This is a genomic window from Pseudomonas sp. p1(2021b) (assembly GCF_020151015.1).
Taxonomy (GTDB): domain Bacteria; phylum Pseudomonadota; class Gammaproteobacteria; order Pseudomonadales; family Pseudomonadaceae; genus Aquipseudomonas; species Aquipseudomonas putida_K.
Genome location: NZ_CP083746.1, coordinates 400051 through 423391 on the forward strand (window position 1 = coordinate 400051; position 23341 = coordinate 423391).

General features: G+C 64.0%; 20 protein-coding genes. 11 read left to right on the forward strand and 9 right to left on the reverse strand.

The annotated features are described in order from the left end of the window. Positions 1 to 66: 66 nt before the first annotated feature. The 8 genes from K8374_RS01740 to K8374_RS01775 form a co-directional block, all read right to left on the reverse strand. Positions 67 to 1989: a PrkA family serine protein kinase gene (locus K8374_RS01740; RefSeq protein ID WP_224457721.1), complete on the reverse strand. Its 1923-nt coding sequence runs from the start codon at positions 1987 to 1989 to the stop codon at positions 67 to 69. Positions 1990 to 2274: 285 nt separating this feature from the next. Further along, complete coding sequence (glpE, locus tag K8374_RS01745; RefSeq protein ID WP_084856184.1) at positions 2275 to 2604, reverse strand: thiosulfate sulfurtransferase GlpE; 330 nt, start codon at positions 2602 to 2604, stop codon at positions 2275 to 2277. Positions 2605 to 2645: 41 nt separating this feature from the next. Then, positions 2646 to 3485 carry a symmetrical bis(5'-nucleosyl)-tetraphosphatase gene (locus K8374_RS01750; RefSeq protein ID WP_084856182.1) on the reverse strand — a complete coding sequence of 280 codons (840 nt, stop codon included), beginning with the start codon at positions 3483 to 3485 and terminating at the stop codon, positions 2646 to 2648. Next, positions 3485 to 3865 carry a Co2+/Mg2+ efflux protein ApaG gene (apaG, locus tag K8374_RS01755; protein ID WP_224457722.1) on the reverse strand — a complete coding sequence of 127 codons (381 nt, stop codon included), beginning with the start codon at positions 3863 to 3865 and terminating at the stop codon, positions 3485 to 3487. Before apaG ends, K8374_RS01750 begins: the two co-directional genes overlap by 1 nt. A gap of 427 nt (positions 3866 to 4292) precedes the next feature. Then, positions 4293 to 5099, reverse strand: a complete 807-nt coding sequence (gene rsmA, locus K8374_RS01760; protein WP_224457723.1) for a 16S rRNA (adenine(1518)-N(6)/adenine(1519)-N(6))-dimethyltransferase RsmA — start codon at positions 5097 to 5099, stop codon at positions 4293 to 4295. Next, positions 5096 to 6085, reverse strand: a complete 990-nt coding sequence (gene pdxA / locus K8374_RS01765) for a 4-hydroxythreonine-4-phosphate dehydrogenase PdxA (protein WP_224457724.1) — start codon at positions 6083 to 6085, stop codon at positions 5096 to 5098. The genes rsmA and pdxA overlap by 4 nt, the downstream gene beginning before the upstream one ends. Beyond that, positions 6082 to 7398: a peptidylprolyl isomerase gene (locus K8374_RS01770; RefSeq protein ID WP_224457725.1), complete on the reverse strand. Its 1317-nt coding sequence runs from the start codon at positions 7396 to 7398 to the stop codon at positions 6082 to 6084. Before K8374_RS01770 ends, pdxA begins: the two co-directional genes overlap by 4 nt. After that, positions 7379 to 10195 (reverse strand): LPS-assembly protein LptD, encoded by a 2817-nt coding sequence (locus tag K8374_RS01775; protein ID WP_224457726.1) that lies wholly within the window; start codon positions 10193 to 10195, stop codon positions 7379 to 7381. Before K8374_RS01775 ends, K8374_RS01770 begins: the two co-directional genes overlap by 20 nt. Positions 10196 to 10325: 130 nt before the next feature. On the opposite strand from K8374_RS01775, the gene K8374_RS01780 reads away from it, so the two are divergent. The 3 genes from K8374_RS01780 to K8374_RS01790 are packed head-to-tail and all read left to right on the forward strand — an operon-like array spanning position 10326 to position 12779. Next, entirely contained in the window at positions 10326 to 11345 is a 1020-nt protein-coding gene (locus tag K8374_RS01780) for an aminoglycoside phosphotransferase family protein (RefSeq protein ID WP_224457727.1), read from the forward strand. Further along, the gene (gene murU / locus K8374_RS01785) at positions 11342 to 12013 is read left to right on the forward strand and encodes an N-acetylmuramate alpha-1-phosphate uridylyltransferase MurU (RefSeq protein ID WP_224457728.1); all 672 of its coding nucleotides are present in this window, start codon (positions 11342 to 11344) and stop codon (positions 12011 to 12013) included. The genes K8374_RS01780 and murU overlap by 4 nt, the downstream gene beginning before the upstream one ends. A 1-nt stretch (position 12014) precedes the next feature. Further along, positions 12015 to 12779, forward strand: coding sequence for a DnaJ domain-containing protein (locus tag K8374_RS01790; RefSeq protein WP_224457729.1), 765 nt, complete (start codon positions 12015 to 12017; stop codon positions 12777 to 12779). A gap of 7 nt (positions 12780 to 12786) precedes the next feature. On the opposite strand, the gene K8374_RS01795 is transcribed toward K8374_RS01790, so the two are convergent. Further along, positions 12787 to 13785 (reverse strand): alpha/beta hydrolase family protein, encoded by a 999-nt coding sequence (locus K8374_RS01795; protein ID WP_224457730.1) that lies wholly within the window; start codon positions 13783 to 13785, stop codon positions 12787 to 12789. 95 nt (positions 13786 to 13880) lie between these two features. On the opposite strand from K8374_RS01795, the gene K8374_RS01800 reads away from it, so the two are divergent. From K8374_RS01800 to K8374_RS01835, 8 genes are all read left to right on the forward strand, one after another. Beyond that, positions 13881 to 16268, forward strand: a complete 2388-nt coding sequence (locus K8374_RS01800) for a PAS domain S-box protein (protein WP_224457731.1) — start codon at positions 13881 to 13883, stop codon at positions 16266 to 16268. Positions 16269 to 16277: 9 nt separating this feature from the next. Next, entirely contained in the window at positions 16278 to 16910 is a 633-nt protein-coding gene (locus K8374_RS01805; RefSeq protein WP_224459250.1) for a response regulator transcription factor, read from the forward strand. Positions 16911 to 17286: 376 nt separating this feature from the next. Then, positions 17287 to 18405, forward strand: a complete 1119-nt coding sequence (locus K8374_RS01810) for an ABC transporter ATP-binding protein (RefSeq protein WP_084856160.1) — start codon at positions 17287 to 17289, stop codon at positions 18403 to 18405. A gap of 40 nt (positions 18406 to 18445) precedes the next feature. Then, positions 18446 to 19480 (forward strand): ABC transporter substrate-binding protein, encoded by a 1035-nt coding sequence (locus tag K8374_RS01815; protein WP_224457732.1) that lies wholly within the window; start codon positions 18446 to 18448, stop codon positions 19478 to 19480. Between the two features lie 66 nt (positions 19481 to 19546). Further along, complete coding sequence (locus K8374_RS01820; RefSeq protein ID WP_224457733.1) at positions 19547 to 20794, forward strand: ABC transporter permease; 1248 nt, start codon at positions 19547 to 19549, stop codon at positions 20792 to 20794. 12 nt (positions 20795 to 20806) lie between these two features. Then, complete coding sequence (locus K8374_RS01825) at positions 20807 to 21634, forward strand: ABC transporter permease (protein WP_224457734.1); 828 nt, start codon at positions 20807 to 20809, stop codon at positions 21632 to 21634. 196 nt (positions 21635 to 21830) lie between these two features. Continuing rightward, on the forward strand, positions 21831 to 22505 hold the full coding sequence (rpe, locus tag K8374_RS01830) for a ribulose-phosphate 3-epimerase (RefSeq protein ID WP_133327269.1): 675 nt from the start codon (positions 21831 to 21833) through the stop codon (positions 22503 to 22505). Continuing rightward, complete coding sequence (locus K8374_RS01835; RefSeq protein ID WP_224457735.1) at positions 22502 to 23320, forward strand: phosphoglycolate phosphatase; 819 nt, start codon at positions 22502 to 22504, stop codon at positions 23318 to 23320. Before rpe ends, K8374_RS01835 begins: the two co-directional genes overlap by 4 nt. Positions 23321 to 23341 lie beyond the last annotated feature (21 nt).

Below are 23341 nucleotides of genomic sequence, written 5' to 3' on the forward strand. Positions count from 1 at the left end.
GAGCCGTGCGATGTGCCAGGGCACACCGCGTCCGGCTCAGGGCTTGCGGCTCGCAGCTTGCCGCTTTTACTGCGATTTCCTGACCCGCAGATACCATTCCGACAGCAGGCGAACCTGTTTGTCGGTGTAGCCACGTTCGACCATCCGGGTGACGAAGTCGTTGTGTTTCTGTTGGTCCTCCTTGCTGGCCTTGGCGTTGAAGCTGATGACCGGCAGCAGGTCTTCGGTGTTGGAGAACATTTTCTTCTCGATCACCACCCGCAGCTTTTCATAGCTCAGCCAGCTCGGGTTCTTGCCGTTGTTGTTGGCGCGGGCACGCAGCACGAAGTTGACGATCTCGTTGCGGAAGTCTTTCGGGTTGCTGATGCCGGCCGGTTTCTCGATCTTCTCCAGCTCCTCGTTGAGGGCGATGCGGTTGAGGATCTCGCCGGTTTCCGGGTCGCGGTATTCCTGGTCCTGGATCCAGAAGTCGGCGTACAGCACGTAGCGGTCGAAGATGTTCTGGCCGTATTCGCTGTAGGACTCCAGGTAGGCAGTCTGGATTTCCTTGCCGATGAACTCGATGTAGCGCGGTGCCAGGTATTCCTTGAGATAGCGCAGATAACGCTCGCGTACCTCGGCCGGGAACTGCTCCTGTTCGATCTGCTGCTCCAGCACGTACAGCAGATGCACCGGGTTGGCCGCGATCTCGTGCGGATCGAAGTTGAAGACCTTGGACAGGATCTTGAAGGCGAAGCGGGTCGACAGGCCATTCATGCCCTCGTCGACACCGGCGGCATCGCGATATTCCTGGATCGACTTGGCCTTCGGATCGGTGTCCTTGAGGTTCTCGCCGTCATACACGCGCATTTTCGAATAGATGTTGGAGTTCTCCGGCTCCTTCAGGCGCGACAGCACGGTGAACTGCGCGAGCATCTTGAGGGTATCTGGCGCGCAATGGGCCTTGGACAGCGAACTGTTGACCAGCAGCTTGTCGTAGATCTTCACTTCGTCACTGACGCGCAGGCAGTACGGCACCTTGACGATGTAGATCCGGTCGATGAACGCTTCGTTGTTCTTGTTGTTGCGGAAGGTGTGCCATTCCGATTCGTTGGAGTGGGCCAGCAGGATGCCGGAATAGGGGATAGCGCCCAGGCCTTCGGTACTGTTGTAGTTGCCTTCCTGGGTGGCGGTGAGCAACGGGTGCAGGACCTTGATCGGTGCCTTGAACATCTCGACGAATTCCATCAGGCCCTGGTTGGCCCGGCACAGCGCGCCCGAATAGCTGTAGGCGTCGGCGTCGTTCTGCGGGAATTCCTCGAGCTTGCGGATATCCACCTTGCCCACAAGCGCCGAGATGTCCTGGTTGTTCTCGTCGCCAGGCTCGGTCTTGGCGATGGCGATCTGGTTGAGGATGGATGGGTAGAGCTTGACCACCCGGAACTTGGAGATGTCGCCGCCGAACTCCTGCAGGCGCTTGGTGGCCCAGGGCGACATGATGGTATTGAGGTAGCGCCGCGGGATGCCGAACTCTTCTTCCAGGATGGCGCCATCCTCGGCGGCATTGAACAGCCCCAGGGGCGACTCGAACACCGGTGAGCCCTTGATGGCGTAGAAGGGCACCTTCTCCATCAACTGCTTGAGCTTTTCGGCCAGGGACGATTTACCGCCGCCCACCGGGCCCAGCAGGTACAGGATCTGTTTCTTCTCCTCCAGGCCTTGGGCGGCATGGCGGAAGTAGGACACGATCTGGTCGATGCACTCTTCCATGCCATGGAAGTCGGCAAAGGCCGGATAGCGACGGATCACCTTGTTGGAGAAGATCCGCGACAGCCTGGAGTTCGTTGAGGTGTCGACCAGCTCCGGTTCGCCGATGGCCAGCAACAGGCGTTCGGCCGCCGAAGCGTAGGCGCTGCGATCCTCTTTGCACAGCTCGAGGTACTCCTGCAGCGAGAGTTCTTCCTGGCGGGTTGACTCGAAACGTTGTTGGAAGTGGCTAAAAATGCTCATGACGTCACCTCGCTCGATACGTGGAGCCGACGCCGGATCAGTCAGCATGATGCTGGCATGCAACCGGGCTGGCCGATTGCTGTATACCCCCCAGAACACCCGTAGAAACGCTACCGATGACCCGCACGCCGGTGTACCGGCTCTCCCCTTTTTTGGATGGCCTGGGCTTAAGGATAGTTGGTTATACGAGAGGTCAAGGGCGCGGGGTCGAGAAGATTCTCACGACCGTTCGTCAGGTAAGGCCCGAGCCCGCTCGTGGCGCGGGCTGCGGGAAAATGAAAATTTTTATTCGGCGCCGCCTTGAGCGGTTTCGGCCGGGTAGGTGCTGCGCCACAGCTCGAAGCCGCCATCGAGGCTGTACACCTCGGAAAAGCCCTGGCCCACCAGATAGGCCGCAGCGCTCTGGCTGGAGTTGCCGTGGTAGCAGACCACCAGGGTCGGTGCGTCGAGGTCGGCATTGCGAATGAACTCGGCCACCGAATGGTTATCAAGATGAGTGGCGCCGCTGATATGGCCCGCGGCAAACGCTTGAGGGTCACGAATGTCGACGACCACCGCACCTTGCTCACGCAAGGCCTGGGCCTGCTCGGGAGGGATGCGCTTGAATTCGCTCATGGGGGTGGTTTCCTTCGGGGCTGATCGTTGAGTCTAGTCGGTTATGCCGGTTGGCGCAGGGTGCCGTCGTCGGCGCAATCGCAGCGGTGGAACTCGCCGCTGTCGACGTTGTACAGGGTCATGGCGCCACCCCAGACACAGCCGGTGTCCAGGCCGATCACATCGGGCACATCGATGCGCCCCTCGAGGGCGGCCCAATGGCCGAAGATGATCTTGACGTGGCGCGAACGGCGGTCCTTGTGGGCGAACCAGGGTTTGTAGCCCTTGGGCGCGCTGTCCAGGCCTTCCTTGCTCTTGAACTCGAGCTTGCCCTCGGCGGTGCAGAAGCGCATGCGGGTGAAGTAGTTGGTGATGACCCGCAGGCGTTCGATACCGGCCAGGTTCTTGCTCCACTTTTTCGGCTCGTTGCCGTACATGCCGTCCAGGTAGAGCTTCAGGCGGGTGTCGTCGCGCAGCACTTCCTCCACTTCGGCGGCCAGCTCCAGTGCCTTGCCCAGCGTCCATTGCGGAGGGATGCCGGCATGCACCAGCGCCACGCCACGGGCTTCGTCGTAATGCAGCAGCTTCTGCTGGCGCAGCCAATCGAAGAGCTGGTCGGCATCTGGCGCTTCGATGATCTCGCGCAGGGTGTCGCCCTTCTTCAGGCGCTCGACGTTGTGCCAGGCCGCTAGCAGGTGCAGGTCATGGTTGCCCAGCACGCATACCAGCGAGTTGCGCATGGAATAAAGGAAGCGCAGGGTTTCCAGCGACTCCGGGCCACGATTGACCAGGTCGCCCACCAGCCACAGGCGATCCACGGCCGGGTCGAAGTGCACGCGGTCGAGCAGGCACTTGAGCGGCTGCAGGCAGCCCTGCAGGTCACCGACGGCGTACACCGCCATCAGTGCAGCGCCCCGGGCACGGCCAGGCGGAACGGCGCGATGGTGGCGTCGAAGTGCTGACCGTCTCCGGCCAGCATCTGGTAACTGCCCTGCATGGTGCCGACGCGAGTGGTGAGCACCGCGCCGCTGCTGTAGGTATGGCTGTCGCCTGGCTCGATGAGCGGCTGCTGGCCGACAACGCCGGCACCGCGCACCTCTTCCACTTCACCGTCACCGTTGGTGATCAGCCAGTGGCGCGAGACCAGCCGGGCTTTCACCGTGCCATTGTTCTGCACCGTGATGGTGTAGGCGAAGGCGAAGCGGCTGTTGTCGGGGTCGGATTGTTCTTTCAGGTAGCGGGTCACGACGCTGACGTCGATCTGATAGCGGGGGTCGGACATGCAAAGGCCTTGGACGAGCGGACGCAAATACTGCAATGGTTGCAGTCTAGGCCATTGGCGGGGGGATAGGCCAGTTGTGTAGAGCCTTGAGTCGTTAGTAGGCAATACCGGCCTTATCGTGGGGCAAGCCCGCACCACCTGTCCTGCGGTGCTTTCAGAGACACCGCCATACCTGTGGGAGACCACCCAGCCCTTCGGGCTGCGCTGTCTCGCAGAGAACAAGCGGCCAATGCTGCCCCTGTGGGAGCGGCGGTGCGGCGGTCCGACTTGTCCCGCGATCAAGGGCGAAGCCCTTGCCAGGCGACGGTGATGTCGGGCCCGGCCTAATCGCGGGACAAGCCCGCTCCCACAGGGTGCCGCAAATCAAATGGTCATGCGTTGTTCTATGAGAGCGGGCTTGCCCCGCGATGGGCCGGTACTGGCTGGCTCAGCTGGCGCTGGGCTGCTCGGCCAGTTGATCGGCCAGGCGCACGAAGGCGGCTAGGTCGAGCTGTTCGGGGCGCAGGCTGCCGTCGACGCCGGCGGCTTCGATGGCCTGGCTGTCGAGCAAGCCCTTGAGGGTGTTGCGCAGGGTCTTGCGGCGCTGGTTGAAGGCTTCGCGAACGATGCGCTCGAGCAGGCGTGGGTCCTTGGCCGGGTGCGGCAGGGTCTCGTGGGGCACCAGGCGCACGATGGCCGAATCCACCTTGGGCGGTGGGTTGAAGGCGCCTGGGCCTACGTTGAACAGGTGCTCGACCCGGCAGTGGTACTGCACCATGATCGACAGCCGGCCCCAATCGCCACCGCCCGGGCCTGCGGCCAGGCGCTCGACCACTTCCTTCTGCAGCATGAAGTGCATGTCGCGGATCAGGTCGGCGTGGTTCAGCAGGTGGAAGATCAGCGGGGTGGAGATGTTGTAGGGCAGGTTGCCCACCACTTTGAGGCTGCGCGCCGGGACGCCCAGCTGGTTGAAATCGAACTTCAGGGCATCGCCCTGGTGCAGGCGGAAATTGTCGCGGCCCGCGAACTTGTGCTGGAGGATCGGCACCAGGTCCTTGTCCAGCTCGACGACATCCAGCTGTGCGCCGCTGCCCAGCAGGCCCTCGGTGAGGGCGCCCTGGCCTGGGCCGATTTCCAGCAGGTGCTCGCCGGGCTTGGCATTGATCGCGCGCAGGATGCGGTCGATGATGCCGGCGTCGTGCAGGAAGTTCTGGCCGAAGCGCTTGCGCGCCCGGTGTTGGTAGTGCTCGTTCATGGTCGGTTCTCGGCCATCTGGTAGGCGGTTTGCAGGGCCACGCGCAGGCTGCCGGTGTCGACCTTGCCGGTGCCGGCCAGGTCCAGAGCGGTGCCGTGGTCGACCGACGTGCGGATGATCGGCAGGCCCAGGGTCACGTTGACGGCGGCGCCGAAGCCTTTGTACTTGAGTACGGGCAGGCCCTGGTCGTGGTACATCGCCAGCACTGCGTCGCAGTGCTCCAGATACTTGGGGGTAAACAGGGTATCGGCCGGCAGCGGGCCGCGCAGGTCCATGCCTTGGGCGCGCAGGCGTTGCAGTGCTGGCTCGATGATGTCGATTTCTTCGCGGCCCAGGTGGCCGCCTTCGCCGGCATGCGGGTTGAGGCCGCAGACCAGGATGCGGGGCTGGGCGATGCCGAACTTGCTCTGCAGGTCGGCGTGCAGGATGCGCGTGACCCGCTCCAGGCGCTCGGCGGTGATGGCGTCGGCGATGTCCCGCAGGGGCAGGTGAGTGGTCACCAAGGCCACGCGCAGGCCATGGGTGGCCAGCATCATCACCACCTGGGTGGTATGGGTCAGGTCGGCCAGGAATTCGGTATGGCCGGAGAAGGCGATGCCGCTTTCGTTGATCACGCCCTTGTGCACCGGGGCGGTGATCATGCCGGCGAAATGCCCGTCCAGGCAGCCTCGGCCAGCGCGGGTGAGGGTTTCCAGAACAAAGGCGGCGTTGGCCTTGTCCAGTTGCCCGGGCACCACTGGCGCCGCCAGTGGCGTATCCCACACGTACAGGCTGCCGGCGGGGGCCGGCTGGTCGGGCCAGGCAGCGGCGCTGACCGGCAGCAGGTTGACAGCCAGCCCCAGCTGCGTGGCCCGCTCGGCGAGCAGGTCACGGCTGGTGATGGCGATCAGGGGGTAAGGCTGGGCCTCGACGGCCAGCAGCAGGCACAGGTCAGGGCCTATGCCGGCCGGCTCGCCGGGCGTGACGGCGAAGCGCAGGGGCTTCACTGGGCGGCCTGGTCGGCGCCAGGCAGCTTGATTTCAACGTAGGCTTCGTCGCGGATCTGGCGCAGCCAGGTCTGCAGCTCTTCGTCGTACTTGCGGTTGCGCAGCACGGTCAGCGCTTGCTGTTCGCGCGCCTTCTCGGTGCTGTCGGTGGCGCGGCGGCCCAGCACTTCCAGCACGTGCCAGCCGTACTGGGTCTTGAACGGCTTGGTCACCACGCCCTGCTGGGCATTGGCCATCTGCTCGCGGAACTCCGGCACCAGGCTGTTCGGGTCGACCCAGTTGAGGTCGCCGCCGTTGAGCGCGGAACCTGGGTCTTCCGAGAAGCTCTTGGCCAGCTCGGCGAAGTCTTCGCCATTCTGGATACGGTCGTACAGGCGCTCGGCCAGTTGCTCGGTCGCCGCTTCGCTGCGGATCTCGCTTGGCTTGATCAGGATGTGGCGTACGTGGACTTCGTCACGCAGCACGTTCTCGCCACCACCGCGCTTCTCCTCGAGCTTGAGGATGATGAAGCCGTTGGGGATGCGGATTGGCTGGGTGATGTCGCCCACCGACATGCTGCTGAGCATCTTGGCGAAGTCAGGTGGCAGCTGGCCGGCCTTGCGCCAGCCCATCTCGCCGCCTTCCAGGGCGTTTTCGCTGCCGGAGCGGGCGATGGCCATCTGGCCGAAGTCGGCGCCCTGGCGCAGCTGCTGGTAGACATCGCCGACCTGGCGCGCTGCGGCCTGGATGGCGTCGGAGCTGGCGCCTTCCGGGGTCGGGATGAGGATGTTGGCCAGGCGGTACTCTTCCGACATTTGCATCTTGCCGAGGTCGGAGTTGAGGAAGTTCTTCACTTCCTGCTCGGACACCTGGATGCGCTCGGCCACGCGGCGCTGGCGCACGCGGCTGATGATCATCTCGCGCTTGACCTGCTCGCGGGCGTCGTCGAACGACAGGCCGTCATGGGCCAGGGCGGCGCGGAACTGCTCCAGGGACATACCGTTGCGCTGGGCAATGGTACCGATGGCCTGGTTGAGTTCCTCGTCGGTGATGCGAATGCCGGAGCGTTCGCCGATCTGCAGCTGCAGGTTCTCGACGATCAGGCGTTCCAGCACCTGCTGCTCCAGGGCACCGGCCGGCGGCACGCCGCCGCCGCGCTTGGCGATGGTCTGCTGCACTTCGCGCACGCGCTGGTCCAGCTGGCTCTGCATGACCACGTCGTTGTCGACGATGGCCACGATGTGGTCCAGGGGAACAGCGGCATGCACCGCGCTGCTCAGCAATACGGCGCCCAGCATCAGCGGGCGCAGGCGATCAATAAGCTTGGTCTTCACGTGTACGGTAACCTTGAATGCCTTCGTCGAGGAACGACTCGACCTTGTTGCCCACAACGCCGCCGAGGCCTTTGAGCACGATTTGCAGGAAGACGCCGTGGTCGCCTTTCTCGTTTTGCGGAACGGCCTGGCTGAAGTCGTCGTAGTCGAGCCAGTAGCGGTTGATCAGGCGCAGCTTCCAGCAGCAATTGTCGTACTCGAAACCGCCCATGGCTTCCAGGGTGCGGTTGCGGTTGTAGTCATGCTGCCAGCGGGCGATAACACTCCACTGAGGGACGATCGGCCAGATGACCGAGAAGTCGTGCTGCTCGATCTTGTAGTAGTCCTTGACGTAGTTCGGGTCGCCAGGTCTGCCGTAATCGCCGCCGCCAACCTGCCACCGACCGGTCAGCGAGTCGTAGCGAACCAGGTCGTTGCGGTAGCGATAACCCAGGTTGACGATCTTGTTCGGGTTGTCTTCCGGCTGGTAGTGGAACATCGCGCTGCCGGAGCGTGGGCTGCGGCTGTCCGGGTCCCAGTTGTAGTCGGAGTTGAAGCGCCAATCGCGGTTGAAGGCATACTGGTATTCGAGCGCGTATGGCGATACATCCGATTGTGAGTCGTCGCGGGTGCGCCAATCGATGCCTGGCAGCTGGACCTTACGATCTTTGAAATAGAAGGCTTGGCCAATGCTGAAGCGTTGACGTTCGAAGCCGTTTTCTTCAATCCAGCGGTTGGTCACGCCCAGCGACAGCTTATTCTCATCACCGATGCGGTCGGAGCCACTGAAGCGATTATCACGGAACAGCGAGGCATAGTTGAAGTAGGATTCGCCGGTGTCGAAGACCGGGATGTCCTTCTGATCCTCATACGGAACGTAGAGATAGAACAGGCGCGGCTCCAGGGTTTGGCGATAGTTCTTGCCGAACCATTGGGTATTACGATCGAAATACAAGCCGCTATCTACGCTGAAGACCGGAACGCTACGGCTTTGTGTGCTGGAGAAGTCGCCCTGCAGGTCACGAGTGGCTGGACTGGCTGTGGCAAGGTCATTCTTGCCTTTGCTGTCTAGATCGAGATCGTAGTGGGTGTAGACATACTTCAAGGTCGGTTTCAGGAAGCCGTAGCTAGCTTCCATTGGCAGACTGATAGCCGGCGCAATATTCAGACGCGTGCCGTTGGCACGAGCCAGACCGAAGATATTTTCGTCCAGTCGTTGGCCTTCCTTACCTGCCGTCGTATCTAGCTGACCGTCTTCGTTGAAGACCGGACCGGTCTTCAGGTCACGATCAAAGCGAACGGCCTCGGTCTTGTAGCTGAAGTCGAAGCCACCTGGATGATACGGCAGCATGCCGTCGAAGGTGATCTGCGGCAGCTTGTCGTAAGGGGTGATGCGCGAAATGGTCGCCATCTCATAGGCATGCAGGTTCAAGCGCGCACGGTAGCTGTCACCCCGATAGGTGAGCGCACCTTGCTGATCGACCACATCCTTGCTCTCTACCCCAATCTGCCCCGTCTCCAGATCCTGGAAATAGAACGGATCACTGATATCGGTGTAGTCCACCTCGGTCATCAAGCGCGAATCCAGCCCGCCCTTGTGCTGCCAGTTGTACATCCAGCGCTTTTCTTTGTAGTCGGTCTGCTCTTTACGATCGTCGTTCTTGTCGTTCAGGTACGCAGCACCGAACTGGCCTTCGCTGGACTTGGTCAGGTAGCGGAATTCGCCTTCCATCAACAAGCCACGCTTGGCCATGTAGCGCGGATACAAGGTGGCGTCGTAGTTCGGCGCCAGGTTGAAGTAGTACGGCGTGACCAGCATGAAGCCGGTGTCGCTGCTGGTGCTGAACGACGGCGGCAGGAAGCCGGACTGGCGACGGTCGTCGATCGGGAAGTAGATGTACGGTGTATAGAACACCGGGAAATCCTTGACCCGCAGGGTGACGTTGGTCGCGGTGCCGAAGCCGGTGGCCGGGTTCAAGGTGATGTTGTTGCCCTTGAGCTGCCACGCATTGCTGCCCGGCTCACAGGTGGTGTAAGTACCGTCCTTGAGGCGGATGATGGCGTTTTCGCCACGCTTGGCGTACAGCGCGTTGCCGCGGATGCGCGATTGGTGCATCACGTATTCGGCGTTGTCGACCTTGGCCTCGCCGGTGTCCAGCTGGATCTCGGCCTGGTCGCCGACGACCAGCGAGCCCTTGTCGCGCAACTTGACGTTGCCCTTGAGCTCGCCGCGGTTCTCGGCCTGGTACAGGTTGGCCTCGTCGGCCTCGACCTGCATGCTGCCCTGGCGCATGACCACGTCACCGGCGAGGGTTGCGATCTGCTGCTCCTGCTGGTAGCGGGAAACCTTGGCGTTCAGGTAGGTCGGCGACTCGTCCTGGGGCGTGGTGTCGTCCATGCCCGGGCGTGTCGGCTCGATATACGCGCCACTGCAGTACGGGCCGGTCTCGGCCAGCTGCGCGGCGGTGAGCTTGTCGCGCGGCACCCAGTCCAGGTGGCTGTAGTCTTCGCTGCGCGATTTCAGGCCACGGCCCTTGCTCTCGGTGACCAGCACCGGCTTGGGTTCGCCGTCGGCATCGGTCTCGGCCACCTGGGCGTCACCGCCGGAGCTCAGCGCAGCACCTTCATGCACCGGGCGCGGAGGCAGGTTGCTGGCAGTGGTTTTGGGCTTGCAGTCCCAACCACCGGAGGCGGACACTTGGCAGTCGAACTGCTCGGCTGCCACCACGTATGACGTGGCCAGAGGTTGCAGGGCCAGCAGGCCGCCAGTCACCAGCAACGGAAACTTTCTACGAAACGCGGGGGATTTCAATGCCATCTTATTAGTCCGGGCTTCCTGCGTGCCATCTGCCCGCGTGTGGGGCCGCACGCCTCTCGATGGTCTGAAAAAGATGCTGGATAATAAAGCATGACCCGCTTGACGGCTAGGGCCGTCGGAGACCCTTGTAATGCCCGATCACGATGTACGCCTGCAACAACTGACCGCCTGGCTCGATGAACAGCTTGCCCACCTTTTCCATGACAACGCCTGGGGCGAAGTGCCCGCAGGCCGCCTGACCGCGGCCAGCAGCGACGCGAGCTTCCGCCGCTACTTCCGCTGGGAGGCCGCTGGCCACAGCTTCGTGATCATGGATGCACCGCCGCCCCAGGAGAACTGCCGCCCGTTCGTCGAGATCGATCATCTGCTGGCCAGCGCCGGCGTGCATGTCCCCACTATCCACGCCCAGGACCTGGAACGTGGCTTCCTGCTGCTGGGTGACCTGGGACACAAGACCTACCTGGAAATCATCGATGCCGACAACGCCGATCCGTTGTTCGCCGATGCCATCGAAGCCTTGCTCGCGTTCCAGCGCTTGCCGATGAGCGCGCCGCTGCCCAGCTACGACAACGCCTTGCTGCGTCGCGAAGTGGAGCTGTTCCCGGAGTGGTACGTAGGGCGGGAGCTGGGCTTGGCCTTCACCGAGGCGCAGCAGGCGATCTGGCAGCGTGTGAGCCAATTGCTGATCGACAGCGCCCTGGCCCAGCCCAAGGTGCTGGTGCACCGCGACTTCATGCCACGCAACCTGATGCAGAGCGAGCCGAACCCAGGCGTGCTGGACTTCCAGGATGCCGTGTACGGCCCGGTGACCTACGACATCACCTGCCTGTTCAAGGACGCCTTCGTCAGTTGGCCCCAGGCGCGTGTCGAAGGCTGGCTGCGCGACTACTGGCAGAAAGCACGCGCGGCCGGTATCCCGGTCCAGTCCGATTTCGAGGCCTTCCACCGCGCCAGCGACCTCATGGGCGTGCAGCGCCACCTCAAGGTGATCGGGATCTTCGCCCGCATCTGCCACCGTGATGGCAAGCCCCGCTATCTGTCCGACGTGCCACGCTTCTTCGCCTACATCGACGAGGTCATCAGCCGCCGCCCCGAGTTGGCCGAGCTGGGCCAGCTGATCGCCGAACTCCAAGCCGGAGCTCGCCCATGAAGGCGATGATCCTGGCGGCGGGCAAGGGCGAACGCATGCGCCCCCTGACCCTGCACACGCCCAAGCCGTTGGTACCGGCGGCTGGCCAGCCGTTGATCGAGTATCACCTGCAGGCCTTGGCCCGAGCAGGCTTCACCGAGGTGGTGATCAACCATGCCTGGCTCGGCCAGCAGATCGAAGACCATCTGGGCGATGGCGCCCGCTTTGGCCTGAGCCTCCGCTATTCGCCAGAAGGCGAGCCGCTGGAAACCGGTGGCGGTATCTTCAAGGCCCTGCCGTTGCTGGGGGATGCACCGTTCCTGCTGGTCAATGGCGATATTTTCACCGACTACGACTTCGCCCGGTTGCGCGCACCGTTGGCCGGCCTTGCCCACCTCGTGCTGGTGGACAACCCAGGCCATCACGGGCGGGGCGATTTCCGCCTGGCCGGCGAGCAGGTCGTGGACGGCGACGATGCGCCCGGGACCCTGACCTTCAGCGGCATCTCGGTACTCGATCCCGCCCTGTTCGACGGTTGCCAGCCCGGTGCTTTCAAGCTGGCGCCTCTGCTGCGCCAGGCCATGAGCCAGGGGCAGGTCACTGGCGAGCACTATGCGGGCCATTGGGTCGATGTCGGCACCCTCGAGCGCTTGGCCGAGGTCGAGCGCCTGATCGCCGGGCGCGCCTGAGATGTGGTGGCCGAGCACAGTGATCGGGGCCGGCGCCGGTTTCGCCATCGCCAGCATTCCCGGCGCACTGCTTGGCGCCTTGCTTGGCCAGGCCATGGACCGGCGTCTGCGCCTGCAGAGCTGGGACGATGTGCGCGAACGCCTGGGCGGGCGCCCGGCGTTGCGGGACGAGGAGCTGTTGTTTGTGTTGCTCGGGCGCCTGGCGAAAAGCGATGGCCGGGTCGTCGAGGGGCATATCCAGCAGGCCCGGCAGGAAATGACCCGGTTGGCCATGACCGAACCCGCGAGGCTGCGGGCGATCGCCGCGTTCAACCGCGGCAAGTCGGGCAAGGATCGGTTGGGGCGTTACCTGCAACGGATCAGGTTGCAACCCCATGCGGCCGAAGGCACCTTGCGCGCCTGCTGCCGGATGGCCTGGGCGGACGGCAAGGCCGGCACCCGTGAGCGCGAGCTGCTGTTGGAGTGGGGCCGCGAGCTGGGGCTGACCCGGACCCAGGTCCTTGGCCTGGCGCTGGAATACGAGCCGCGAAAAGCGCTTCCGGAACGCGGGGTGATGACGTATTCGGCGGCATTGCGTCTGCTCGGCATCGAGGCGGACACCGACATCGACCAGGTGAAGCAAGCGTATCGGCGTTTGGTCAGCAAGCACCACCCGGACAAGTTGGCCGGCAGCGGTGCCAGCGAGGCGCGGGTGCGTGAAGCGACCGAGCGCACGCGCGAGCTGCACCAGGCGTACGCCATGGTTCGCAAACGGCAGGGGCTCTAGGCGTACTTTATTCCTGCGGCATCAACCACCCGCGTACCCTTCGGAACAGCTGCTCCTGTGTGGCCGCTGCATTGCCCGGCGTGGCGATCAGCGACAACTGCCGGTAGGGGGCGTCCTTCTGCCGCTTGCTCGCTTGCAGACGCAGCTCGGCAGCGCGTCGGTCGCGCGGCAGGGTGCTGTAGTAGATGTCGGCAGTGGGCATCTTGAGCGTCGGCGTCAGGCTTTCGAGGTCGTGCTCGACCCTTGCCGGCGTCTGCGCCGCGACCATCACCAGTTTCTGCACCTGCGGCGGTTGCTGCTCGCTCAGGTAGCGTGCCGCCCAATAGGCGCCGCTGCCATGGCCGATCAGCACGATGCTGCGCGCCTCATGCTGCTGGGCATAGGCCACGGCGGCATCGAGGCGGGCGAAGATGCGTTCGGCATCGGCCTGGTCGTTTTGTTCGCTGGCGTCCTTGGCGTCGGTACTTTCGGCCGTGTCGGCATCGGGCGCGGTGGCCTGGGCGACGTTGGCGTTGGCATCTTCCGGGGTGTCCTTGGCCGGAGCCGCCTCGCCTTTGTCTTTGTCAGGCTGGGCCTGTGGCGTATTGTCGAGCCGTGGCTGCGGGCTGTCGGAGACCAGGTCCGGAAGACTCACGCTCAGGCTGTGCCAGCCGACATCGGGAAACTTGCGGCGCAGCGGGCCGACCGCATTGGGCCAGTCGGCATTCTCGCCGGCCCCCGGAACGATGATCACGGCGCCCTTGGGGTCGCTGTCGTTGGCCGGTTTCCACAGGGCCAGGAAGCTGTCGGCGCCGGCCTGCAAGTTTTGCTGTTCAGCCTTGGGCACCGTGCGTTCGAGCGCCTGGGCGTCTTCCTGGCTGCGTTCTGCCAGGGGCGGGCGGGGTGCAGGGGTGGTGGCCGATTCCTCGGCAGGTTGGGTTGCTGGCGCGTCGGCGGCCTGTGTGCCGAGCGGCAAGAGCGAAGCCAGGCAGAACACTGCCAGCGTCGTGCGATAAAGTGTGAACATGGATCTACCCAAGGCCAGAGTGATACCGGCAGCCTAATAGTATTTGTCCGTGACGGCCATGCATGATGGCCGCCCTTGCCAAGACGAGCGTATAGATGAAGCGAGTGCGTCGCCTGTTGGTTATCGGCTGGATGTTGCTGCCCTTGATCGCTTTGGCCCGGCCCGAGCCTACGCCTTCGGTGGTGCTCGAACCGGCCCAGCAGCAATGGCTGGACAGCCATCGCAGCCTGCGGGTTGGCCTGGTGCTGCAAGCGCCCTACGCCCAGTTCGATCGGCGCCTGCAGCAGCTCTATGGCGCCAACGTGGAATTGGTGACCCAGCTTGCGCGCGCCTTGGAGCTGGACCTCACCTGGCGCAACTTCCCCGACCAGGCCGCTCTGGAGCAGGCCCTGCGCGCCGGCGAAGTCGATTTCGCCCCGGGCCTTACGCAAACCCCGGCCAGCCTGCGTCTGTGGTCGTTCAGCGACCCCTATATGCGCGTGCCCCAGTTGGTGGTCGGGCTGCGCACCGGGGCGATGGCGGTCGAGCTGGAAAAGCTCGGCGCCAACGACCGGGTCGCGGTGCGCATGCCCAGTGCCTTGGCCGACTACCTGCGAGCCAACTACGGCAACCTGAACCTGCAGGGTGTGCCCAGCGAGCGCCAGGCCCTGCAACTGGTGCTGGGCGGCCAGGCCAGCTATGCGGTGCTGGACGAGGCAAGGCTCAGTGGCTTGTCCCGGGAGAGCGAGTTCGGCGACCTGGCCGTGGTTGGCGATATCGGCTTGCCGCAATTGCTGCGCATCGGCTCGCGACGCGACTGGCCGATGCTGGCCAACATCCTGGAGCAAGGCCTGCAGGCCATTCCCGCCAAGGCGCTGGAGCAATTGCACCAGCGCTGGCTGCAACCGAAGTACCCACGCCTGGGCGATACCGCGGGTTTCTGGCGCAACCTTGCGCTGCTGTTCGGCCTGTTGCTGATCTGCGCCCTGGCCACGCTGCTGTGGCAGCGCCGGCAGCAGCACCAGCTGGAGCGTAACCTGCTGACCGCACGGGAGAACCTGGTCGAACGCCAGGCCCGGGAGGAAGCGCTGCGCCTTAGCCAGTTCTCGATCGACCAGAGCACGGTCGGCATCCTCTGGGTCAACTGGGATAGCCATGTGCGTTACGCCAATCATGCGGCCGAACGCATGCTCGGTCGTGGCGAGGGTGAATTGCTCGACCGCCCGCTGATCGATTTCGAACCGAACCTGCACATGGACCGCTGGCTGGAGCTGTGGAAGCGGGTCCGTAGCGGTGATGGCAGTGCCGAGCAGTTCGAGACCCAGTGCCTGCACAGCGACGGCAGCCTGCTGCCGGTGGAGCTGTCGCTGAGCTTCCTGCGCTTTCGCGACGCCGAATACCTAGTGGTGTTCCTCACCGATGTCACCGAGCGCCGCCGCGCCCTGGCGGCCTTGCGCGAGAGCGACGCGCGGCTCAAGGGGATTGCCGGCAACGTGCCAGGGCTGGTATTTCGCCTGGAGCGTGACCCGGCCGAGGGTGACCTGGAGTTCCCCTACATCAGTGAGGGCAGCGAGGCATTGGTGGGTTACACGCCTGCGCAGATCCAGCAACCGGACATGGGCTTGCGCAACCTGGTGCATCCGCAGGATCGCGCCGACTATCACCGGGTCCAGGACCTGGCCCTGGCCACTGACCAGGATTGGTCCTGGCAGGGCCGGATCCTCACGCGCCAGGGCGAGCAGCGCTGGGCTGACATCAAGGCCAGTACACGGCGGCTGGCCGATGGCCGCGTGGTCTGGGACGGCATTGTCTGGGATATCACCCAGAGCAAGCGGGTCGAGCTCGAACTGGCGCGTTCCCAGGAGCAGTTGCGCGAACTCTCGGCGCACCTTGAGAGCGTGCGCGAGGAAGAAAAGGCCCGCATTGCCCGGGAGGTGCACGATGAGTTGGGGCAGATGCTCACCGTGCTCAAGCTCGAAGTCTCGATGTGCGAACTGGCCTATGCCGAGCTGGACCCGGGCCTGAACGAGCGCCTGGCCAGCATGAAGCGCCTGATCGCCCAGCTGTTCCAATTGGTGCGTGATGTCGCCAGCGCCTTGCGCCCGCCGATCCTCGATGCGGGCATCGCTTCGGCCATCGAATGGCAGGCGCGACGCTTCGAGGCGCGTACCCAGATTCCTTGCCTGGTGCAGGTGCCGGATCACCTGCCGGCGTTGAGCGACGCCAAGGCCACCGGGTTGTTCCGCATTCTTCAGGAAGCGTTGACCAACGTGATGCGCCACGCCCAGGCGCATACCGTGCAGATCGAGCTGGCCTGCGAGGCGGACCACCTGCGTATGACCGTCATCGACGATGGCGTGGGGTTTGCGCGTGACCAGGCTAGGCCGACCTCGTTCGGCCTGGTGGGGGTGCGTGAGCGTGTGCTGATGCTCGGGGGCAGCATGGAGCTGGACAGCGAGCCGGGTGAAGGTTGTAGCCTGAGTGTGACCATTGCGTTGGGGTAGGGGAGAGCGATCGTGATACGTGTGTTAGTGGCCGAAGACCACACCATTGTCCGCGAGGGCATCAAGCAGTTGATCGGCCTGGCCAAGGACATGCAGGTAGTGGGTGAGGCCGGCAATGGCGAACAGCTGCTCGAGGCCTTGCGCCAGGCGCCGTGTGAGGTGGTGTTGCTGGACATCTCCATGCCAGGGGTGAACGGCCTGGAGGCGATCCCGCGGATCCGCGCGCTGCACAACCCGCCGGCGATCCTGATGCTGTCGATGCACGACGAAGCGCAGATGGCCGCCCGGGCACTCAAGGCCGGTGCCGCAGGCTACGCCACCAAGGACAGCGACCCGGCCCTGTTGCTGACCGCCATCCGCCGGGTGGCCAGCGGTGGGCGCTATATCGACCCGGCCCTGGCCGATCGCATGGTCTTCGAGGTTGGCCTGACCGAGACCCGGCCGCTGCACACGCTGTTGTCGGAGCGCGAGTTCTCGGTGTTCGAGCGCCTGGCCCAGGGCGCCAATGTCAATGACATCGCCCAGCAGCTGGCGCTGTCGAGCAAGACCATCAGTACCCACAAGGCGCGGCTGATGCAGAAGCTCAAGGTCAATTCGCTGGCGGAGTTGGTGAAGTACGCCATGGAGCACAAGTTGGTCTGATTACGACATCTCTGCCCAGGGCAGCGCAGTTTCCTGTGGGAAATCATCCAGCCCTGCGTAGAGACCAGCCCCTGGGTGAGCGGGCTTGTCCCGCGATTGGGCCTGGCCCGATATCACCATCGGCTGGCAAGGGCTTCGCCCTTGATCGCGGGGCAAGCCCGCTCCTACAAAGAGCCCGCCGACATCAGACCGTTATGCGTGGCGCGGGCCGTTCGGGGCCGAAATGTCTTTATCCGAATGCGTCATGCGTGTAGGGCGATCCCTACAACAAATCTTCCATTCGGATGATGGCATTTTCTCAGCACCCCCGATTTCCGGAGCCTTGCACCTGCTCTACGCTTTGCCTACGCAGTCATTCCAACAAGAAGGTGCAGGCATGAGCGAGGCGAATTCGAACGCTGGCGAGACACTGGTCAGCTTCCGCGGTGTACAGAAGAGCTACGATGGCGAATCGCTGATCGTCAAGGACCTCAACCTGGACATCCGCAAGGGCGAGTTCCTCACCTTGCTCGGCCCGTCCGGCTCGGGCAAGACCACCAGCCTGATGATGCTCGCCGGTTTCGAGACCCCCACCGCCGGTGAGATCCAGCTGGCCGGGCGTTCGATCAACAACGTGCCGCCGCACAAGCGCGACATCGGCATGGTGTTCCAGAACTACGCGCTGTTCCCGCACATGACCGTGGCGGAGAACCTGGCCTTCCCCCTGAGCGTGCGCAACCTCAGCAAGACCGACATCAGCGAGCGGGTCAAGCGGGTGCTGGCCATGGTCCAGCTCGACGCGTTCGCCAAGCGCTACCCAGGCCAGCTTTCCGGTGGCCAGCAGCAGCGTGTGGCCCTGGCCCGTGCCCTGGTGTTCGAGCCCCAGCTGGTGTTGATGGACGAGCCGCTCGGCGCCCTCGACAAGCAACTGCGCGAACACATGCAGATGGAGATCAAGCACATCCACCAGCGCCTGGGCGTGACCGTGGTGTACGTGACCCACGACCAGGGCGAGGCGCTGACCATGTCCGACCGGGTGGCGGTGTTCCACCAGGGCGAGATCCAGCAGATCGCCGACCCGCGCACCCTCTACGAAGAACCACGCAACACCTTCGTCGCCAACTTCATCGGCGAGAACAACCGTTTGAACGGCACCTTGCTGATGCGCGACGGTGATCGCTGCCAGGTCCAGCTGCCCCGTGGGGAGCGGGTCGAGGCCCTGGCGGTGAATGTCGGCCAGGCCGGTGAGCCGGTGACCTTGTCGATCCGCCCCGAGCGCGTGCGCCTCAATGGCCACAGCGAACGCTGCGTCAATCGCTTCTCCGGGCGAGTCGCCGAGTTCATCTACCTGGGCGACCACGTGCGGGTGCGCCTGGAGGTGTGCGGCAAGGGCGACTTCTTCGTGAAGCAGCCGATCGCCGAACTCGACCCGGCCCTGGCCGTGGGCGACGTGGTACCGCTTGGCTGGGAGGTGGAGCACGCCCGCGCGCTCGATCCGATTGCCGAAGCCCATTGAAGGTTTGCTTCACCAACCCTGAACTGTGGAGAGAACAATAATGCACAAGCAGTTGAAACTGACCGCCCTGGCCCTCGGCCTGTTCGTCGCCGGACAAGCCCTGGCCGCGGACCTGACCGTGGTGTCCTTCGGCGGCGCGAACAAGGCCGCCCAGGTCAAGGCGTTCTACGAGCCATGGGAGAAGGCGGGCAAGGGCAAGATCGTCGCTGGCGAGTACAACGGCGAAATGGCCAAGGTCAAGGCCATGGTCGACACCAACAGTGTGTCCTGGAACCTGGTGGAAGTGGAGTCGCCGGAGCTGGCCCGCGGTTGCGACGAGGGCATGTTCGAAGAACTCGACCCGGCGCTGTTCGGCGACGAGGCCGATTACGTGCCGGGCGCCATCCAGCCCTGCGGTGTAGGCTTCTTCGTCTGGTCCACCGTGCTGGCCTACAACGCCGACAAGCTCAAGACCGCCCCGACCAGCTGGGCCGATTTCTGGGACACCAAGCAGTTCCCGGGCAAGCGCGGCCTGCGCAAGGGCGCCAAGTACACCCTCGAATTCGCCCTGATGGCCGACGGTGTGGCACCGAAGGACGTGTACAAGGTCCTGGCCACCAAAGAGGGCCAGGACCGCGCCTTCAAGAAACTCGACCAGATCAAGCCGAGCATCCAGTGGTGGGAAGCCGGTGCCCAGCCGCCCCAATACCTGGCCTCGGGTGACGTGGTCATGAGTTCGGCCTACAACGGCCGGATCGCGGCGGTGCAGAAGGAAAGCAACCTCAAGGTGGTGTGGAACGGCGGTATCTACGACTTCGACGCCTGGGCCATCCCGAAAGGCGCGAAGGATGTCGAAGAGGCGAAGAAATTCATCGCCTTCAGCGTGCAGCCCGAGCAGCAGAAGACCTACTCCGAGAACATTGCCTACGGCCCGGCCAACGCCAAGGCGGTCAGTCTGCTGGCGGACGCGGTGAAGAAGGACATGCCGACCACGCCTGAGAACATCGCCAACCAGGTGCAGATCGACGTGGCCTTCTGGGCCGACAACAGCGAGCAGTTGGAGCAACGCTTCAACGCCTGGGCGGCGAAGAAGTAAGCCGCGTTGACGGAGCGCCGGCCATCGCGCCGGCGCTCATCGTTCCCCAGATTTTCGGAGTTCGCCATGGCCATTGCAGTGCCCCTGAACGAAGGCGCAGGTAAAAGCCTCAAGCAGCGCCTCAAGCATGCCGAGCGCGTCAATCGCTGGAAGGCGCAGGCGTTGATCGCGCCGCTGGCGCTGTTCCTCTTGCTGGTGTTCTTGGTGCCGATCGCTGCGCTGTTGTACAAGAGCGTCGGCAACCCAGAGGTGGTGAACGGCCTGCCGCGTACCGTCGAGGCCATCGCCCAGTGGGATGGCAAGGGCCTGCCGGGCGAGGACGTGTACAAGGTGCTCAGCGAGGACCTGGCCGAGTCGCGCAAGAAGCAGACCCTGGGCGATCTTTCCAAACGCCTGAACATGGAGCTGGCTGGCTACCGCAGCCTGCTGGCCAAGACTGCCCGGGCCTTGCCGTTCAAGGCCGAGCCCGCCTCCTACAAGGACGCCCTGCAGGCGCTCGACGAGCGTTGGGGCGACCCGGCCTACTGGCAGGCGATCCGCCGCAACACCAGCACGGTCACGCCGTTCTACCTGCTGGCGGCACTGGATCACCGCATCGATGACCTGGGCGAGGTGGCCAAGGCGACCCCTGACCAGGCCATCTACCTGGACATCTTCACCCGTACCCTGTGGATGGGCGTGGTGATCACCGCGATCTGCCTGGTGCTGGCCTACCCATTGGCCTACTTGCTGGCCAACCTGCCGACCCGGCAGAGCAACCTGCTGATGATCCTGGTGTTGCTGCCGTTCTGGACGTCCATCCTGGTAAGGGTAGCGGCCTGGATCGTGCTGCTGCAGTCGGGCGGCCTGATCAACAGCGCACTGATGGCCATGGGCATCATCGATGAGCCGCTGGAGCTGGTGTTCAACCGGACCGGCGTCTACATCTCGATGGTCCATATCCTGCTGCCCTTCATGATCCTGCCGCTGTACAGCGTGATGAAGGGGATTTCGCCCAGCTACATGCGTGCAGCGATTTCCCTGGGTTGCCATCCGTTCGCCAGCTTCTGGCGGGTGTACTTCCCGCAGACCTACGCCGGTGTCGGTGCCGGTTGCCTGCTGGTGTTCATCCTGGCCATCGGCTACTACATCACCCCGGCATTGCTGGGCAGCCCGAACGACCAGATGGTCAGCTACTTCGTCGCCTTCTATACCAACACCAGCATCAACTGGGGCATGGCCACCGCGCTGGGTGGGCTGTTGCTGCTGGCGACCGTGCTGCTGTACCTGATCTATAGCTGGCTGGTCGGTGCCAGCCGCCTGCGCCTGAGCTGAGGAGCCCTTGTCATGCTGAGCCCTTACATGTCGCCCGTGGAGCGGGTCTGGTTCTACAGCCTGCGCATCCTCTGTGGCCTGATCCTGTTGTTCCTGGTGCTCCCGGTGCTGGTGATCGTGCCGCTGTCCTTCAACAGCGGCAGCTTCCTGGTGTATCCGCTGCAGGGCTTTTCGCTGCAGTGGTACCAGGACTTCTTCGCCTCGGCCGAATGGATGCGGGCGTTGAAGAACAGCATCATCGTCGCGCCGGCCGCCACCGTGCTGGCGATGATCTTCGGTACCCTGGCCGCCATCGGCCTGACCCGCGGGGACTTCCCGGGCAAATCGCTGGTGATGGCCCTGGTGATTTCGCCCATGGTGGTGCCGGTGGTGATCATCGGCGTGGCCAGCTACCTGTTCTTTGCCCCGCTGGGCATGGGCAACAGCTTCATTTCGTTGATCCTGGTGCATGCAGTGCTGGGCGTGCCGTTCGTCATCATCACCGTGTCGGCGACCTTGCAGGGCTTCAACTACAACCTGGTGCGGGCGGCGGCCAGCCTAGGCGCCTCGCCGCTGCTGACCTTCCGTCGGGTGACCTTGCCGCTGATCGCCCCGGGGGTGATCTCGGGGGCGCTGTTCGCCTTCGCCACTTCGTTCGACGAAGTGGTGGTGACGCTGTTCCTCGCCGGCCCCGAGCAGGCGACCCTGCCACGGCAGATGTTCAGCGGCATCCGCGAGAACCTGAGCCCGACCATCGCTGCAGCGGCGACCTTGCTGATCGCATTCTCGGTGATCCTGCTGCTGACCCTGGAATGGTTGCGCGGGCGTAGCGAGAAGTTGCGGACCCAGCAGCCCGCCTGATCGTGGGTATCGACACCGAACTTGTGGGAGCGGGCTTGCCCCGCGATTGCGGCAGTGAAGCCAACATCGCAATCGCGGGACAAGCCCGCTCCTACAGGTTCGGTGCTGGCGAGCGATCGAATTGATACCAATCAGCCCTGATCCGCCTCCCTGAGTTACAATGCGCGCCACCGTGATTTCTGCCAACAGGTGCGCCATGCAGCCCTACGCTATTGCCCCCTCCATCCTCTCCGCCGATTTCGCCCGCCTGGGCGAGGACGTCGACAAGGTACTGGCCGCCGGGGCCGACATCGTCCACTTCGATGTGATGGACAACCACTACGTACCCAACCTGACCATCGGCCCGATGGTCTGCAGCGCCCTGCGCAAGTACGGCGTGACCGCACCGATCGACGTGCACCTGATGGTCAGCCCGGTCGATCGCATCATCGGTGACTTCATCGAGGCTGGCGCCACCTACATCACCTTCCACCCGGAAGCCTCCCAGCACATCGACCGCTCCTTGCAACTGATCCGCGACGGTGGCTGCAAGGCCGGCCTGGTGTTCAACCCGGCTACCAGCCTGGATGCGCTGAAATACGTGATGGACAAGGTCGACATGGTCCTGCTGATGAGCGTCAACCCAGGGTTCGGCGGGCAGAAGTTCATCCCCGGCACCCTCGACAAGCTGCGCGAAGCCCGCGCACTGATCGACGCCAGCGGCCGCGATATCCGCCTGGAGATCGATGGCGGCGTCAACGTCAACAACATTCGTGAGATCGCTGCCGCCGGTGCCGATACTTTCGTGGCCGGTTCGGCGATCTTCAATGCGCCGGACTACCAGGAAGTCATCGCCAAGATGCGCGCCGAGCTGGCCCAGGCTCGCCCATGAGCGGCTTCGAGCAGCTGTTCCCGGGAGCGCTGCCCAGGTTGGTGATGTTCGATCTGGATGGCACCCTGATCGATTCGGTCCCTGACCTGGCTGCCGCCGTGGATCGTATGCTGCTCCAGTTGGGGCGCCCGCCCGCGGGCCTGGAGGCCGTGCGCCACTGGGTCGGCAACGGCGCCCAGGTCCTGGTCCGGCGTGCCCTGGCCGGTGGGCTGGACTACGATGCGGTCGACGACGAGCTGGCCGAACAGGGCCTGGCCCTGTTCATGGAAGCCTATGGCCAAAGCCACGACCTGACGGTGGTCTACCCTGGGGTGCGCGATACCCTGCGCTGGTTGCGCAAGCAGGGTGTGGAGATGGCGCTGATCACCAACAAGCCCGAGCGCTTCGTCGGTCCGTTGCTGGACCAGATGAAGATCGGCCGCTATTTCCGCTGGATCATCGGCGGCGATACCCTGCCACAGAAAAAGCCCGACCCGGCTGCGCTGCTGTTCGTCATGAAGATGGCCGGCGTACGCCCCGAGCAGTCACTGTTCGTGGGGGACTCGCGCAGCGATGTACTGGCGGCCAAGGCGGCCGGGGTCAAGTGCGTGGGGCTGACCTACGGCTACAACCATGGGCGTCCGATCCATGAAGAATCGCCCAGCCTGGTCATCGACGACCTGCGTGCCCTGTTGCCAGGTTGCTTACTCCCGGCCACTGGGATAACGTTGGCGGACCTTCAGGCCTCACAAGACAGAGAGTCCACCGTGGCGGTTACCGGCAAATTCTGGATGAAAGTCATCAAGGCCTTGGCCCGTTGGCGCTGGCGCGCCTGACTCCTGCCCGCCGGCGCCTGC